The sequence below is a fragment of the Megasphaera massiliensis genome, assembly GCF_000455225.1.
In the GTDB taxonomy this organism is placed as follows: Bacteria; Bacillota; Negativicutes; order Veillonellales; family Megasphaeraceae; genus Megasphaera; species Megasphaera massiliensis.
In genome coordinates, this window is record NZ_HF954536.1 from 136,557 (window position 1) to 151,614 (window position 15,058).

Consider the following 15,058-nt stretch of genomic DNA (forward strand, 5'->3'; position numbering starts at 1 on the left):
CATGATATGATTCTTTATAAATGGGCGATGACAGCGTCGCGATAGGCTTCGGTCGTCGCCTTTCCGCCAAGGTCCGGCGTCAGGGCTTTCTTTTCTGCCAGGACGGCATCGACGGCTTTGCGAATCTTTTCGGCAATGGCCGTTTCACCGATATGTTCAAGGAGCATGCAGGCTGACCAAAGAAGAGCCGTCGGATTGGCAATGTGCTTGCCGGCAATATCGGGAGCGCTGCCGTGGACGGCTTCGAACATGGCGTAATCGTCGCCGATATTCATGGAAGGCAGGAGCCCCAGGCCCCCGATGAGGCCGCTCGTAAGGTCGGAAATGATATCGCCGTAGAGGTTTGGCATGACGATGACATCGAACTGTTCCGGACGCATGACCAGCTGCATGCAGGTATTGTCGACGATTTTATCATCGCTTTCGATCTGCGGATAGTCAGCGGCGACGGTGCGGAAGGTGTCGAGGAATAAACCGTCGCTCATCTTGAGGATGTTGGCCTTATGGACACAAGTGACTTTTTTGCGTCCGTGGGCAATGGCATATTCAAAGGCCGAGCGAATGATGCGTTCACTGGCTTTTCTCGTGATGAGTTTGATGGCGTGAACCGTATCTTCATTCATCTTATATTCGACGCCGATATATAAATCTTCTGTGTTTTCACGGAAGGTGACGACGTCGACGTTGGGGAACGGTGTCGGTACGGCCGTATTCGACTTGGCCGGACGGATATTGGCATAGAGATCGTATTTATTGCGCAAGGTGACGTTTAACGAACGAAATCCCTTGCCAATGGGCGTCGTAATGGGCGACTTTAAGAGGATGCGGGTCTTTTCAAAAGAAGCAAAGGCAGCATCGGGAATGAGGGCGCCGTTCTTTTCATATTCAGCAGCGCCGACATTGAAAATTTCGTAGCTGAGAGGCGCTTTGGCAGCGTCGAGGATGGCAAGGACAGCATCGGTGATTTCGGGACCGATGCCGTCGCCTTTGAATACGGTGATTGTCTTCATGGTTATCTGTCCTTTCGGGGAATATAATCCATGAGGTCGCCGACGTACTTGGCGGCCGGACGGACGATGCGGTTGTCGTAGAGCTTGTGTTCGATGTTGTGGGCCAGCCAGCCGACCATACGGCTGATGACGAACAGCGGCGTGTATAAATCGCGGGGAATGCCCAGCATATTATAGGCAAAGCCGCTGTAAAAATCGACGTTGCTGCACATGGTGACGCCTTTTTCTTTGGTAAGGGTATCCATGGCCAATCTTTCAAAGCGGTTGTAGAAGCGGAAGACGTCGTTCATGCCTTTTTCCTTGGCCAAGATGCCGCAGTAATGACGCATGATTTCAGCTCGGGGGTCGGACAGGGTATAGACGGCATGGCCGAAACCGTATACCAGGCCCTTGTCGCTTCCCTTGAAGGTTTTATTGAGGATTTGATGGATGACTTCCACGATTTGGTCGTCCGTAGCCTTGATGCCGATGGCATCGATGATCTGTTCCATCATCAAGGAGACACGGATGTTGGCGCCGCCGTGACGCGGTCCTTTAAGGGCGCCGACGGAACTTGCCATACTCGAATAAATATCGGTGTCTGTAGAGGAAACGACGATATTGGTGAAGGTCGAGTTGGTACCGCCGCCGTGGTCGGCATGGAGAAATAGCAAGAGGTCGAGGAGCTGCGCTTCTTTGGGAGAGAATTTGCTGTCCGGGCGCAGCATGGATAAAATATTTTCGGCTGTCGAATAGTCCTTGCGAGGGTAGTGAATGACCAGACTCTTACGATTGTAATAGTGAATCTTGGACATATAAGCATAGACGGCAATGGAGGGCAGCTTGCTCATGATGTTCAGCCCTTTGCGCAGGGTCTGATATACATCCGTATTGTCCGGATCGGGATCATAGTTGTACAAGGTCAACAAGGCGTGCTGCAGCTTATTCATCAGATTTTTGCCCGGTAGGCGAAGGAGGTTCATTTCCAAAAAGTCATCGGGCAGATCATATCCGTTTTGCAGCACCTTACAGAAGGCTTTCAATTCGTCTTCGGTCGGCAAGTAGCCGAAGAGGAGAAGAAAACTCGCTTCTTCGTATAAATAACCTTTATAATTCGTTTCTTTGACCAGCTCGCGAATATCGATGCCGCGGTAGTATAAGATGCCGTCACAGTCGATTTTTTGGTCATTTTCGTCGCGACGGTAGCCGACGACATCGGCAATGCGGGTCAAACCGACGAGGACGCCGGTATGATCTTCATTACGCAAGCCACGCTTTACACCGTACTTGGAAAACCATTCGCGGGGAATCTGCGTGTAGTTCTGTGACTTGCCGTAAAATTGGGCTAAATAAATATTTTTATCCAATTTGATTCCTCTCTTTCCTTCGAGTATGAATATAGAGGAATAACTTATAAATTATCGGTTATTCAGGAATATTCATATTTTTTTTATAGGGAATATTTTTCAGAATATTCCTGTAAAGTATAAGTTATTATAGCATATTAATGGACAAAGTAAAATAAAAATCATGCAAACTATGTAACGTTTAAAGGGTAGTCAAGGCCTTTTTTTGTATGATATAATATTTACTGAAATGGAATAAATTTTATATTGTGAAAATTATTTTACTAAATTTCATATTGTGAAAAAGCCGTCGCATCAGCGATGACAAAGGAGGGGTTACGTATGATTCAGTTATACGATGGTGGTGTCTATTTAGTTAACGGTAAGGATATCGTACCGGAACAGAAAGCGGCTAAGGTTCAGCAGCTTACGGGAAAGACTGTTTCCAAAGAAGACGCAAAGAAGGGAACGATTGCCTATTCTATTTTAAAAAATCATAATACGTCAGCATCGATGGATAATTTGAAGATTAAATTCGATTCTATGGCGTCTCATGATATTACCTACGTCGGCATTATTCAGACGGCGAAGGCCTCGGGGATGGATCATTTCCCGCTGCCCTACGTCCTGACCAACTGTCATAACTCACTCTGTGCCGTCGGCGGCACCATTAATGAAGACGATCATGTATTCGGTCTTTCGGCAGCGAAAAAATACGGCGGTATTTTTGTGCCCCCTCACGTCGCTGTCATCCATCAGTATATGCGTGAAAAAATGGCCGGCTGCGGCAAGATGATCATCGGTTCTGACAGTCATACCCGCTACGGTGCCTTGGGAACGATGGCTGTCGGAGAAGGCGGTGGTGAACTGGTAAAACAGCTCCTGGAAGATACGTATGACATTGCCTACCCCGGCGTCGTCGGCGTCTACCTTACGGGAAAACCGAATCCGGCCGTCGGCCCTCATGACATTGCCATTGCCATCGTCGGAGCCGTCTTTAAGAACGGCTACGTCAAAAATAAGGTCATGGAATTCGTCGGCCCCGGCATCGCTTCCATGGATACGGACTACCGCAACAGCGTCGACGTCATGACGACGGAAACGACGTGCTTGTCTTCCGTATGGCGGACCGACGAAGATACGAAAGCCTATCTCACTCAGCACGGCCGCGGCGATGCCTATAAAGAACTGAATCCGGCTGACGTAGCCTATTACGACGGCTTCATCTATATCGACCTCAGCACGATTAAACCGATGATTGCCATGCCCATGCATCCGAGCAACGCCTTTACCATTGACGAACTGAATGCCAATCTGGAAGACATTCTCCATGAAACGGAAGAAGCCATCAACAAGCGCATGAGCAATAAAGATTTGAAATACACCCTTACCGATAAAATTAAAGACGGTAAACTCATGGTACAACAGGGAATCATTGCCGGCTGCTCCGGCGGTAATTACAGCAACGTCGTGGCCGCTGCCCATGTTTTAAAACAGGGTACCAGCAACAGCCATGACTTCTCCCTCGACGTATACCCCTCATCCCAGCCGGTTTACCTGGACCTTGTCCGCAACGGCACCGTTTCGACCCTACTCGAAGCCGGGGCCATCTTTAAGACCGCCTTCTGCGGTCCTTGCTTCGGCGCCGGAGATACGCCGGCCAACAATGCCTTCAGTATCCGCCATACGACGCGAAACTTCCCGAACCGCGAAGGTTCAAAACCGGGCAAAGGCCAATTTGCTTCCGTAGCCTTGATGGATGCTCGCTCTATTGCTGCGACGGCCATTAACGGCGGCGTCCTGACGTCAGCTGACGGCTATATGGATGACTATGTAGAAACGCCTTATGAATACGACGATAAGCCGTATGCAACCTTGGTTTATCAGGGATTTAAACAAGGTGAAGATGAAGATTCGCTGGTCTATGGACCGAATATCAAAGACTGGCCCGATATGGAACCGTTGGCCGACTCGATTCTGCTGAAAGTCTGCTCGAAAATCATGGACCCCGTTACGACGACGGATGAATTGATTCCTTCCGGGGAAACGTCTTCGTATCGTTCCAATCCCTTGGGACTGGCTGAATTTACCTTGTCGCGTCGTGATCCGGAATACGTCGGACGGGCTAAAGCCGTAAACAAAGTCGAACAGGCTCGATTAGCAGGAGACTGCCCGGCCGGTGTCGATCCGGATTTAAAAGCTGTCTTTGAAGCCTTGAAACAGCGTTTTGACGGCGTTTCCATGAAAGAAGTTGAAATCGGGAGTATGATTTACTGCGTAAAACCCGGCGACGGTTCGGCCCGTGAACAGGCAGCCAGCTGCCAGCGCGTCCTCGGCGGCCTGGCCAATATCTGCAGCGAGTATGCGACGAAGCGCTACCGCTCCAACGTCATCAATTGGGGCATGCTGCCCTTCCAAATGGAAGGCGAACCGGATTTTGAAATCGGCGACTATATTTACGTTCCCGACGTCAAAAAGGCCCTCGACGGCGACATGAAGGATATTAAAGCCTATGTCGTCACCAAGGGCATGAAGGAACTGTCCCTCTATATCGCTCCCATGACGGACGATGAAAAGAAAATCGTTAAAGCCGGCAGTCTGATTAACTACAACCGCAATCGCTGATCCTCATTCATCGAAGAGATCGTCCTTTTCGATGAGGCCTTCTTTCGGCGACGTATGGTAGCGTTTTTTCCAAGCTCGATAAAAGGTCGAATAATTGGTAAATCCACATTCGTAACAAAGCTCTGTCAAAGCCCGTTCCTCTTGCATGAGGCGGCGGGCTTTTTGCAGCCTTCTGGCCGTAATGTAACTGCCGGCGGTCATGCCGGTCTCACTTTTGAAGAGGTGCATCAAGTAGTCCGGGCTCATATAGAACCGTTTGGCCAGAGCCGGAATCGACAGGTCAGCGGTAAGATTATTTTCGAGGTAGTCGACGATATGGGCGATTTTTTGGTGCTGTTGTTTTTTCTTTACAAAGCCGATTTTCTGCGTTTTCATAGCCATCCAAAGATGGATGAGGAATTCCGAAAACAGGGCCTCCTGCAGGATGTTCCCTTCCGGGCCCGTATAAGACCAGGCTCGCCTCAGACGGCAGGATACGTTGTACAGGCTGTCCGCTTCCTGGGGCTGGCGGAGGATGGGCGAGGCGGAGTCGGAAAATAGTTGGCCCACAGGGCAGCCGCGCTGCGCATAAGTTTTTAGGTAAGCCAGAGAAATATAGGCGATGATGCGTTCGTAAGGCGTGTCGCCGGTAACGCTCGGACGATGGATTTTTCCGGCCGGAATAACGACGATGTCAAAGGGTTTTAAATCGTAGGCCGTTCCCTCGACATCGTAAGATACATGTCCCTGGAAAAAGAGGGTAATCTTGTCAAAGTCATGATAATGGTAGGGACAGGTCCACTGCCTTTTATCGACTAAGTGGAACAGTTTTAGATTACCCGATAAGTAGCCTGTTTTTTGTGCCATGTCAGTCTTTCCTTCTCTCTTTGATTGACTTTTCTTCAAAAGGAAGTTCAGTTATCTTGAAATAGCATTATTTGCAATATAGATAACATTATTTTCATATACTTTTCACTTTCAGTTATTGTATAATAGATGCTGTAAGGATTCAAGACAGTTAATGATCAATCATTATGAGTATATAATTTTTTATGGAGGGTACAAGATATGAAATTTGTCAAAATGCACGGTTTAGGCAATGATTTCGTCTTTTTTGAAGATAAGCAGGGAGCCGACAAGGATTTCTCCCAGTTAGCGATCAAGCTGTGTGCGCCTCATACCGGCGTCGGTGCTGACGGTATCATCGTCATCGTTCCCAGTGATAAAGCCGACGTCCGCATGCGTATCATCAATGCCGATGGAAGTGAAGCTGAAATGTGCGGCAACGGTATCCGCTGCTTTGCAAAATACGTCTATGACCATAAGATCATTGATAAAAAAGAATTTACCGTTGAAACCTTGGCCGGTATCATGAAGCCCAAGGTCATTCTCGGCGATGACGGAAAAGTAAGTTTAGTTACCATCAATATGGGGAAACCCTTTACCAATCGTTCTCAGATTCCTATGGAAGGCCCTGAAGGCCCGGTCGTCGACGAACCCCTTGAAGTAGATGGCAAGACGTATAAGATTACCAGCCTGCTCATGGGCGTACCCCATACGATGGTCTATGTAAAAGATGTCGATGCCGTCCCCCTTCATGAATTAGGTCCTAAATTTGAAACCCATAAGGCCTTCCCGCGTAAGACCAATATGAACTTTGTCCAGGTCATCGACGACCATACGATCAAGGTCCATACCTGGGAACGCGGTGCCGGCGCTACCTTGGCTTGCGGAACCGGTTCCTGCGCCTGCGCCGTCGGTTCTTTCATGAATGGTTTTACGGGACGCAGCGTCGACGTTCAGCTGTACTTGGGAACCCTTCACATTGAATATGATGAAAAAGACGGTAACGTCTATATGACAGGTCCGGCTGCCGTTACTTTTACCGGCGAATGGCTGGAAGATTAATTTATAACTGTATATAATAAAAAGAGGCTGTCAATGGCAGCCTCTTTTTCTCATATGTGAGGTATTTTATGGAAATGAAACAGATACAGAAGGGTAAATTCATAGATCGACCCAATCGATTTATTGCCCACGTTGACTTGGACGGACAGGTGATTACCTGCCATATGCCAAATCCCGGAAGGATGTGGGAACTTCTTTTTAAGGGGACGATTGTTTATGTGCGGCCGGCAGACAATCCCAAGCGCAAGACGCCGTATGACGTCGTCGGCATCGAACGCGACGGCGTTCCGATTTTACTCGATACACAATATAATAACGATACGGCAGCCTGGCTTGTCGAAAACCATCTCATTCCGGGTTGGGAAGAATGGAACCTCGTTCGCCGTGAAGTGACTGTTGGCGACAGCCGCTTCGATCTCCTTTTAGGAAAGGGCGAAGAACGATTTTTCGTCGAAGTGAAATCCTGTACCTTATTCAGTGACGATGGGGCGATGTTCCCCGATGCCGTCACCGAACGAGGGAGAAAGCATATTTTAGAATTGGCGTCTATGAGCGAGAAGGGAATCCGTACGGGCGTCTTATTCCTCGTTCATTGGGACCGGGCACGGTGGTTCCTTCCCGATTACCATACGGATCCCAATTTTGCCGAAGCCTTTTATGAAGCGGCACCTCGCCTCGATTGGAAGGCCTTGGCCCTTCGCTGGGACTCCTCGTTCTCAAGGCCGGAACCGGTAAGACTCCTAACCTATCCGGAAGCTGTGTTAACGGCCGAAAATCATGACAGCGGCGACTATCTTTTCGTCATCCGAATCGCAGATGATACCGATATTGCTATTGGATCGAAAGGGATAATGCACTTTCCAAGGGGCTACTACGTCTATACCGGATCGGCTAAGAAGAATTTAGCGGCCCGACTGGCTCGTCACAGCCGTAAGCGTAAAAAATTCCATTGGCACATCGACTACCTGCGGCAGGAAGCCGATGTCATTGCTGCCATCCCCATTCGCACGTCCCAGGATTTAGAACATGAATTGGCGGGAGCTGTCGAGGTGATTTCCGATTGGCGTATCGACGGATTTGGCTGCACCGATTGCCATTGTCTGTCCCATCTCTTTGGCTTTACAGAGAACCCCATTCACTACCGTCCCTTCATTCAAATTGTCGAAGATTTTCGCATGAATCGACTGAAAAACAGGATATAAAATGTAAATTATAAGCGTAAAAATGATGAACGACCTTTTTTTTATGCGGGGTTATGGTATAATGTGAGATAAATCAATGATTAAGAGGGGGCGAGGCGCTATGGAACGCTCGCAGGCATTGGCTTTACTGCAAAAATATAATAAAGAACCTTTTCATATCATGCATGCCCTGACCGTTGAAGGGGTCATTCGCTGGTATGCGCAAGAATTAGGGTACGGCGATGACGTTGACTTTTGGGGGCTCGTCGGCCTCCTGCACGACGTCGATTTTGAGCAGTATCCCGATGAACATTGTAAAAAAGCACCGGAACTCTTAGCAGAAATCGGTGCTGATGATAAATTTGTCCATGCTGTCGTCTGCCATGGCTATGGCATCTGCGTTGATGTGGCACCGGAACATATGATGGAAAAAGTCCTCTATGCTGCCGATGAACTGACAGGCCTTATTTGGGCAGCTGCTAAGATGCGCCCTTCAAAGAGCACGAAAGACATGGAAGTAAAGAGTTTAAAGAAAAAATTTAAAGATAAACGGTTTGCTGCCGGCTGTTCCCGCGAAGTCATCCAAAATGGCGCTGAATTATTGGGCTGGGACTTGGCAGAACTGTTTGAAAAAACTATTTTGGCTATGCGCTCCTGTGAAGACGGTGTTCGCAACGAATGCCGGGAATTGACCGGAGTGGATGAATAAAAGGAGGAATCTACTATGAAATTACGCAAAACGATTATGGCAGCTGTGGCTGCGGCTATGTTGACAGTGGGTGCTGCCGGTGCTTCTTTCGCAGCAGGTTTGGGTACGATTGACGCTGCCGCTCTCTTGCAGAATCATCCGAAGTACGCGAAGACCATGGCCACCTGGCAGGCCGACGTAAAATCGGCTCAGGACGATTTCCAGCGGGATCTGAAGAAGACGAACGATCAAAAAGCTCAGCAGGCCTTAGTCGAAAAATATAACAATAAATTGAACCAGCAGCGTATCGCTTTATTCCAGCCGCTGGAAAAAGATATCCTTGATAAAACCCAGGCTGTTCAGAAAGAAAAAGGCTTGGATTACGTCGTATTGAGCGGCTCCGTCGTTGTCGGTCAGAGCCAGGATATTACCCAGGACGTTGCTGCTCGCTTAAAATAAGGTCAGCATTTACCGTCTGAGGGAAGGTAAGATCCATCATAAAATATATAAAGACGCAGCTCGATGGAGCTGCGTCTTTTTTTTGTCAGAACCTGTCTGTGTGTGTCAGCGCGAGTGAAGGACTTTTCATAACCTCGATAGTTTGAAAAAAGGCAGTCATTGCCGAAAGAGGGGTAAATTGTTAGAAAAACGTTTTTCGGATTTTTGACGGCATATTCGATTTGTCTGAAGCTTCTCGTGAATAAAGGTACTTATAATGATAGGTCTGAACTGGAAAAATGCGGATAATCGTATGGCAGGAATTCATGGAATTTCCAATTGGGCAAAAAAACGCAAAGGCTGTCTTAAGCCGTTATATTTTATTCTCAGCTTATTTCACGTATGATGAGGGTACGAAATGAGTCATTCGGAAACAGAAGAAAAGGAGAATAAGTATATGGAAATCATTGCTATTGTATTGAGTTTGTTCTTATTAGTCACATTCGCTTACCGCGGATTTTCGGTCATTTTATTTGCACCTATTTTCGCATTGTTTGCAGCGAGCTTTTCGGGTCTGCCAATCTTACCGGGGTACACGGAACTGTTTATGGCGAAAGCCGTTACCTACATCAAATCCTTCTTCCCGGTCTTTCTGCTCGGTGCCGTTTTCGGCAAGATTATGGAAGAAACGGGGATGGCCCGCAGTATTGCCTTGGAAACGATTCGACTCATCGGGAAAGATAAGGCCATCTTCGCCGTCGTCTTTGCCTGCATGATTCTCTGCTACGGCGGCATTTCCATGTTTGTATGTGCTTTTGCCGTTTATCCCTTTGCAGCAGCTTTATTCCGCGAAGCCGATATTCCTAAACGCTTGATTCCGGCCTGCTTTGTAGCCGGTGTCTTCACGGCTACGATGGACTGCTATCCGGGATCGCCTCAGATCCAGAATATTATCCCGACGATTTACTTGGGAACGACGACCTTTGCAGCTCCGATCTTAGGTCTAATCTGCGGGACCTTGCTGATTATCCTCTGCTTTATTTATCTTGAATTCCGTCGTAAACAACTGGCTCGTTCCGGTGAAGGATACGGTAACCATACCCTTAACGAAACGGTCATCGATCCGGAAGCCAAACTTCCGCCCTGGCAGTTGTCCATTATTCCCCTTATCGTCGTCTTAGTTTTAAACTTCTATTTCTCTATGATTTTCCAGTGGGATGAATCTTTATTGAGCCCCTTCCGCAGCATGAATGTTCCTCTTCTGGCTAAAGGTGTTCACAATGTCGTCGCCATTTGGGCTCTCGTCATAGGCCTCTTGGCAGCCATTATCATTGCCAGTGCAACAGGACGTAAATTCATGTCCAAAAATACGAGCATCAAAGCGGCTCTTAATGCCGGTGCTTTAGGATCTCTCCTGGCTATTATGAATACGGCTTCCGAAGTCGGTTACGGCAACGTCATCGCATCTTTGCCGGGATTCATGGAAATCGCCGATGCCCTCTTAGGGATTGGTCAGGGCATGCCCCTTTTCAACGTTGCCTTAATGGTCAACATCTTGGCCGGTATTACCGGTTCTGCTTCGGGCGGCCTCAGTATTGCCCTCGATATCTTCGGTCAGCACTTCTTGGCTGAAACGGCAGCTGTCGGCATTCCTGCTGAAGTCGTCCACCGTATTGCCGCTATGGCATCGGGCGGTATGGACAGCCTTCCCCACAATGGCGCCGTCATCACGACCTTGGCTATTTGCGGTCTGACTCATCGTGAAGCCTATAAAGATATGTTTGCCATTACGATCTTAAAAGTTATCATTGCCTTCTTCGGTGTATTCTTCTATATGCTGACCGGCATCGTATAAAAAGAAAAAGTTCGTGAAAAAAGGTACTGACTCAGACGAGGCAGTACCTTTTTCGGCTATTCTTTTAGTTCTGTTGAACATACTCTTCCGATTCGGGTCAGGATGTTCAAGGCATCTTCGCGCTCTTTGGGCGTAAAATCTTTGAAAACCAAGTCATTTAATTCTTCGATTTTCTGCTGCACCGGTTCTCGGATGGCCATGCCGGCTTCCGTCGGTCTGACTCGGATGCTGCGGCGATTTTTCGGGTCCAGGATGCGGTCGATAAGGCCCCGTTTTTGCATTCGGTCGAGGACGCCGGAAATGGTTGAGTTTTCGACTCGCAGAATCGTCGCGATTTCCTTTGGCGTCAGGGTTTCATTTTTCCAAAGACAGGCCAGTACGCCGTATTGACCGGGGGTAATGCCGAATTCTGCCAAGTGTTCGGAAAAAATTAAAAATACTTCATGTTGTGAAATAGTTAGTAAAAAGTTAATACATCTCGTGTAATCCACCGGATATCTTCCTTCTTTCTGAAAATATTTCGTATTACTAATTACTATATATTTTATCATATTTCAGTATATATAGCTATCAATTTTTTTTTGAAATAAAAGAAAAGAGGTCAGGATGTAGCAATTCTGTATCTACTGCCGTATAATGAGATTGATAAAATAAGAAAGCAGGATTCTGGGGGAACCATGAAGCAAAAGAAAATATTTGGATTTGACTACACGGATAATGAGTACATGAAAATCTTTATGTACCTTTTGGTCGGCGGTTCGGCTGCCATATTAGAGTGGTCGTTGTTTTATATTTTTTTCAGGCTGCTGTCGGCGGCCCTTGTTTTTTCCGTACAGACGCAGACCGTCTTAACGGCTACGACCATGGCTTTTGCCTTGTCGACGCTGTATCATTATATTCTTTGCAATCGCTTCGTCTTTGACAGCGGCAGCCGTTATCAGCGAGGAACGGAAGTATCCTTGGTGTTCGTCGTCAGTGCTATGGGCCTTGGCTGGAACCTGCTGCTTATGTGGCTGTTTACATCGCCGGCATTTTTGGGCTTAAATCCGATGATTTCAAAAATCATGGCCAGCGCTATCGTTACCGTATGGAATTACGTATCGCGCAAAAAGTGGATTTTTAAATAGAAGGGGGTGTCTTTATGGCACAGGCATCAAGAATTATGGAAATTTTGCAGGAAATGATTCATATCGACAGCGAGACGAATACGCCAAAAGAACGACAGATTGAACAGTATTTACAAAAGTTCTTTGCCGAAATGGATGTTATCAGCGGACTCATTCACGTACCGAACGACCGCTGTGAACGATCCGTCGTCTACGGATTGGTTCGGGGGAAAAGCAGTCGTACCGTTATTTTTATGAATCATCATGACGTCGTCGATATTGAAGTATACGGCAATCTGCGCGACCAGGCTTTTGATCCGGAAGAACTGAAAAAAGCCTTGTCCCATAAAGACATGAGTGAAGACGTACGCCGTGACCTTGAAAGCGGAGAATGGCTGTTCGGCCGCGGTTCGTGTGATATGAAAGGCGGCGCCGCTGCTCAATTGGCCGTCTTTGAAGACTATGCTAAACATCCGGGAGAAGCCAGTTTACTGTATCTTTCCCTTCCAGACGAAGAAACGTATTCGGCCGGGATGCGGACAGCCATCACCTTGCTCAATGAACTGCGCAATTCCTATCGCCTGACGTACGATATCCTCATCGACAGTGAACCGAACCGTAAGGTAAAGGACGAGATCATTTCGTTTACCGGAACGGTCGGCAAGATACAGCCTGTCGTCTTGGTTCAAGGTAAACCCGTTCACATCGGACTCTATGATACGGGAATCAATCCGGTAGGCGTCTTGTCCCAACTCATTGCCAATACGGAAGGCAATAAAGAATTGACCGATTCTTGTGACGGTGAGCAGACACCGCCGCCGGCCTGGGTATACCTCCGCGACCGAAAGGAACGGTATGATGTTACCCTGCCTCAGCGCGTCGCGGCGGCCTTGAATCTCCTTACGTATCAAAAGACACCGGATGACGTGATGTATGTCTTGTTGGAAGAAACGAGGCGGGCCGTTCACGATTTGTCTCAGAATATGGGGAGGGACTTCCCTATGGATGTCCTCAGTGCTGACGAACTCATGCAGCAGGCCATGGCCTACCCCGGCTTCGATGTTTTTTATCAGGCTGCTAAACAGGCATCCTTTGTATCGCTCCAAGAAGGAAAGAGTACGTATGTTGAAGAAACGATTCGCCTGTTAGAACAGATTCTTGATTTTACAGGCATTACGACGCCCATGGCCGTTGTGGCCTTTGCTCCGCCCTATTATCCGGCAGCCGACAGCATGGCCGCGCAAAATTCGGAGTTTACCGGGTTGTTGGAAAAATTGTCCGCTATGGAATCCATCCGGTTTAACCGTTACTTTAACGGCGTTTCCGACTGCAGTTACTGCTGCGTCGATCCGAATTTTAATGAAAAGATGATTGAAAAGAACCTCCTCTTATGGGGGAAAGCCTATCCCTTCGACTTAAACAGCCTTAAGAAACTTCAAATCCCCTTTATGCTCTTAGGTCCTTGGGGGAAAGACCTCCATGAAAGGACGGAACGGGTCAATATCGAAAGTGTATCGAAGAAACTGCCGGCTGTCTTAGATGCGATTCTTTCATACGTTGGGAAAATAGATTCTTAAAAGATATCGGAATTCTTAAGTAATGATGAAAATGCATTGCAAAATGTAACTGTATTGTAAAACAAATATGGTATACTATGAAATAATAATGTCGTAAGCGACAATATTAAATTCAAATAAGAAAGCAGGGATTGATGATGAACAAAAAATCTTTAGTCTTGGCTGCTGTTATGGCAGCATGCTCTGCATCCTTGGCTTTTGCTGCGCCGCAGACGCAGTGGGAACAGGAACAGGGACAGTGGCAGGTTGATTTGGGTGCCTGGAATACCAAGGCTTCCGTTGATGCTGATAAAGTCGTTGGTGTAGGCGGCGATGTCAGCACCGATACAAACTGGAATTTCCAAGGCGGCGTAACCTATGGCCTTACGGATAAATGGGGCCTTCAGTATAACTACTATGGCCTGAAATCCGATGGCAACAATGAAACTCTTGGTATTGGTACCGACGGTTCTCAGCAGGAAGTAAACGCCATTTACTCTATCAATAAAAACTTTGCAGCCTATGCCGGCTGGAGCCGCATTGAAAATGAATTGAGCGGCCGCGGTTATTCGACATCTGATACGAACAACATCGCTCAGATCGGCTTGATTGCCAAAGCTCCCTTGGCTGATAAACTCGACGTTTACGCAAAAGGTGCTTTGGGTACTAAGAGTACGACTATGTGGGAAGCCGGTCTCGGCTACCATGTCACGCCGGATCTCGACGTCAACGCCGGTTATCGTTATTTAAACACCAAACTTGGTGATAAAGGCGATTTAAATGACGATGCCAATATTTCTTACAAGGGCTTCATTGCCGGTGTTTCTTATCGTTTTGGCGGCGGTCCTAAGGAAGAAGCTCCGGAACCGGCAGCTCCTGTTTACAACCCGGCACCGGCTCCGGCCCCGGTTTATACTCCGGCTCCGACCCAGGCTCCGGCTAACGACTACTACCTCGAAAGCGTTCACTTCGGATTTGACGAAGATCAGCCTCTTGCTTCTGAAAAAGCAAAGATGGACCACTTCGTCCAGGTTGCTAAAGCCTATCCGAACGACACCTTTAAACTCGTCGGCAATACCGATGCTAAAGGCAGCAACGCTTACAACGATGACCTCTCGAAACGCCGCGTAGACAACGTCGCTGCTTATGCAGAAAGCCAGGGCGTTCCGGCCTCTCAGATGGTCCTCGATTACAAAGGCAAGACCGATCCGGCCAGCACCAATGACACTGAAGAAGGTCGTGCCGATAATCGCCGCGTCGATATTTGGCATCACTACTAAGATTCAGCTTCATCGCTTTGAAATCGTAGATAAAACTCGCATGGCAGATGCCATGCGAGTTTTTATATACGGAATAAGGGCTGACTGGGACTCATTGAAAAAAATTC

The 15,058-nt window shown here is 47.8% G+C and carries 13 protein-coding genes; 9 read left to right on the plus strand and 4 right to left on the minus strand.

What is annotated here, in order from left to right:
• Positions 1-14: 14 nt before the first annotated feature.
• A complete protein-coding gene (locus tag TX77_RS03425) occupies positions 15-1,010 on the minus strand; it encodes an isocitrate/isopropylmalate dehydrogenase family protein (protein ID WP_044503429.1) in 996 nt (331 codons plus the stop codon).
• Positions 1,011-1,012: 2 nt separating this feature from the next.
• Positions 1,013-2,356 (minus strand): citrate synthase, encoded by a 1,344-nt coding sequence (locus TX77_RS03430; RefSeq protein WP_044503430.1) that lies wholly within the window; start codon positions 2,354-2,356, stop codon positions 1,013-1,015.
• Positions 2,357-2,677: 321 nt separating this feature from the next.
• Between TX77_RS03430 and TX77_RS03435 the strand changes: the two genes are divergently transcribed.
• The gene (locus TX77_RS03435) at positions 2,678-4,960 is read left to right on the plus strand and encodes a hydratase (RefSeq protein ID WP_044503431.1); all 2,283 of its coding nucleotides are present in this window, start codon (positions 2,678-2,680) and stop codon (positions 4,958-4,960) included.
• Positions 4,961-4,963: 3 nt separating this feature from the next.
• On the opposite strand, the gene TX77_RS03440 is transcribed toward TX77_RS03435, so the two are convergent.
• A complete protein-coding gene (locus tag TX77_RS03440; protein WP_044503432.1) occupies positions 4,964-5,806 on the minus strand; it encodes an AraC family transcriptional regulator in 843 nt (280 codons plus the stop codon).
• 201 nt (positions 5,807-6,007) lie between these two features.
• On the opposite strand from TX77_RS03440, the gene dapF reads away from it, so the two are divergent.
• The 5 genes from dapF (at position 6,008) to TX77_RS03465 (ending at position 11,009) form a co-directional block, all read left to right on the plus strand.
• Positions 6,008-6,847, plus strand: coding sequence for a diaminopimelate epimerase (gene dapF / locus TX77_RS03445; RefSeq protein WP_044503433.1), 840 nt, complete (start codon positions 6,008-6,010; stop codon positions 6,845-6,847).
• Between the two features lie 68 nt (positions 6,848-6,915).
• Positions 6,916-8,049, plus strand: coding sequence for a DNA/RNA nuclease SfsA (gene sfsA, locus TX77_RS03450; protein WP_044503434.1), 1,134 nt, complete (start codon positions 6,916-6,918; stop codon positions 8,047-8,049).
• A gap of 100 nt (positions 8,050-8,149) precedes the next feature.
• Complete coding sequence (locus TX77_RS03455; RefSeq protein WP_044503435.1) at positions 8,150-8,737, plus strand: hydrolase; 588 nt, start codon at positions 8,150-8,152, stop codon at positions 8,735-8,737.
• Between the two features lie 15 nt (positions 8,738-8,752).
• The gene (locus TX77_RS03460; RefSeq protein WP_044503436.1) at positions 8,753-9,175 is read left to right on the plus strand and encodes an OmpH family outer membrane protein; all 423 of its coding nucleotides are present in this window, start codon (positions 8,753-8,755) and stop codon (positions 9,173-9,175) included.
• Positions 9,176-9,572: 397 nt separating this feature from the next.
• Positions 9,573-11,009 (plus strand): GntP family permease, encoded by a 1,437-nt coding sequence (locus TX77_RS03465; protein WP_230198017.1) that lies wholly within the window; start codon positions 9,573-9,575, stop codon positions 11,007-11,009.
• A gap of 56 nt (positions 11,010-11,065) precedes the next feature.
• On the opposite strand, the gene TX77_RS03470 is transcribed toward TX77_RS03465, so the two are convergent.
• Positions 11,066-11,500, minus strand: a complete 435-nt coding sequence (locus tag TX77_RS03470; protein ID WP_044503437.1) for a MarR family winged helix-turn-helix transcriptional regulator — start codon at positions 11,498-11,500, stop codon at positions 11,066-11,068.
• A 186-nt stretch (positions 11,501-11,686) separates the two neighbouring features.
• Between TX77_RS03470 and TX77_RS03475 the strand changes: the two genes are divergently transcribed.
• From TX77_RS03475 to TX77_RS03485, 3 genes are all read left to right on the plus strand, one after another.
• Positions 11,687-12,136, plus strand: a complete 450-nt coding sequence (locus TX77_RS03475; RefSeq protein WP_044503438.1) for a GtrA family protein — start codon at positions 11,687-11,689, stop codon at positions 12,134-12,136.
• Positions 12,137-12,150: 14 nt separating this feature from the next.
• Positions 12,151-13,692 (plus strand): M20/M25/M40 family metallo-hydrolase, encoded by a 1,542-nt coding sequence (locus tag TX77_RS03480; protein WP_044503439.1) that lies wholly within the window; start codon positions 12,151-12,153, stop codon positions 13,690-13,692.
• A gap of 134 nt (positions 13,693-13,826) precedes the next feature.
• Positions 13,827-14,951 carry an OmpA family protein gene (locus TX77_RS03485; protein WP_049917282.1) on the plus strand — a complete coding sequence of 375 codons (1,125 nt, stop codon included), beginning with the start codon at positions 13,827-13,829 and terminating at the stop codon, positions 14,949-14,951.
• Positions 14,952-15,058 lie beyond the last annotated feature (107 nt).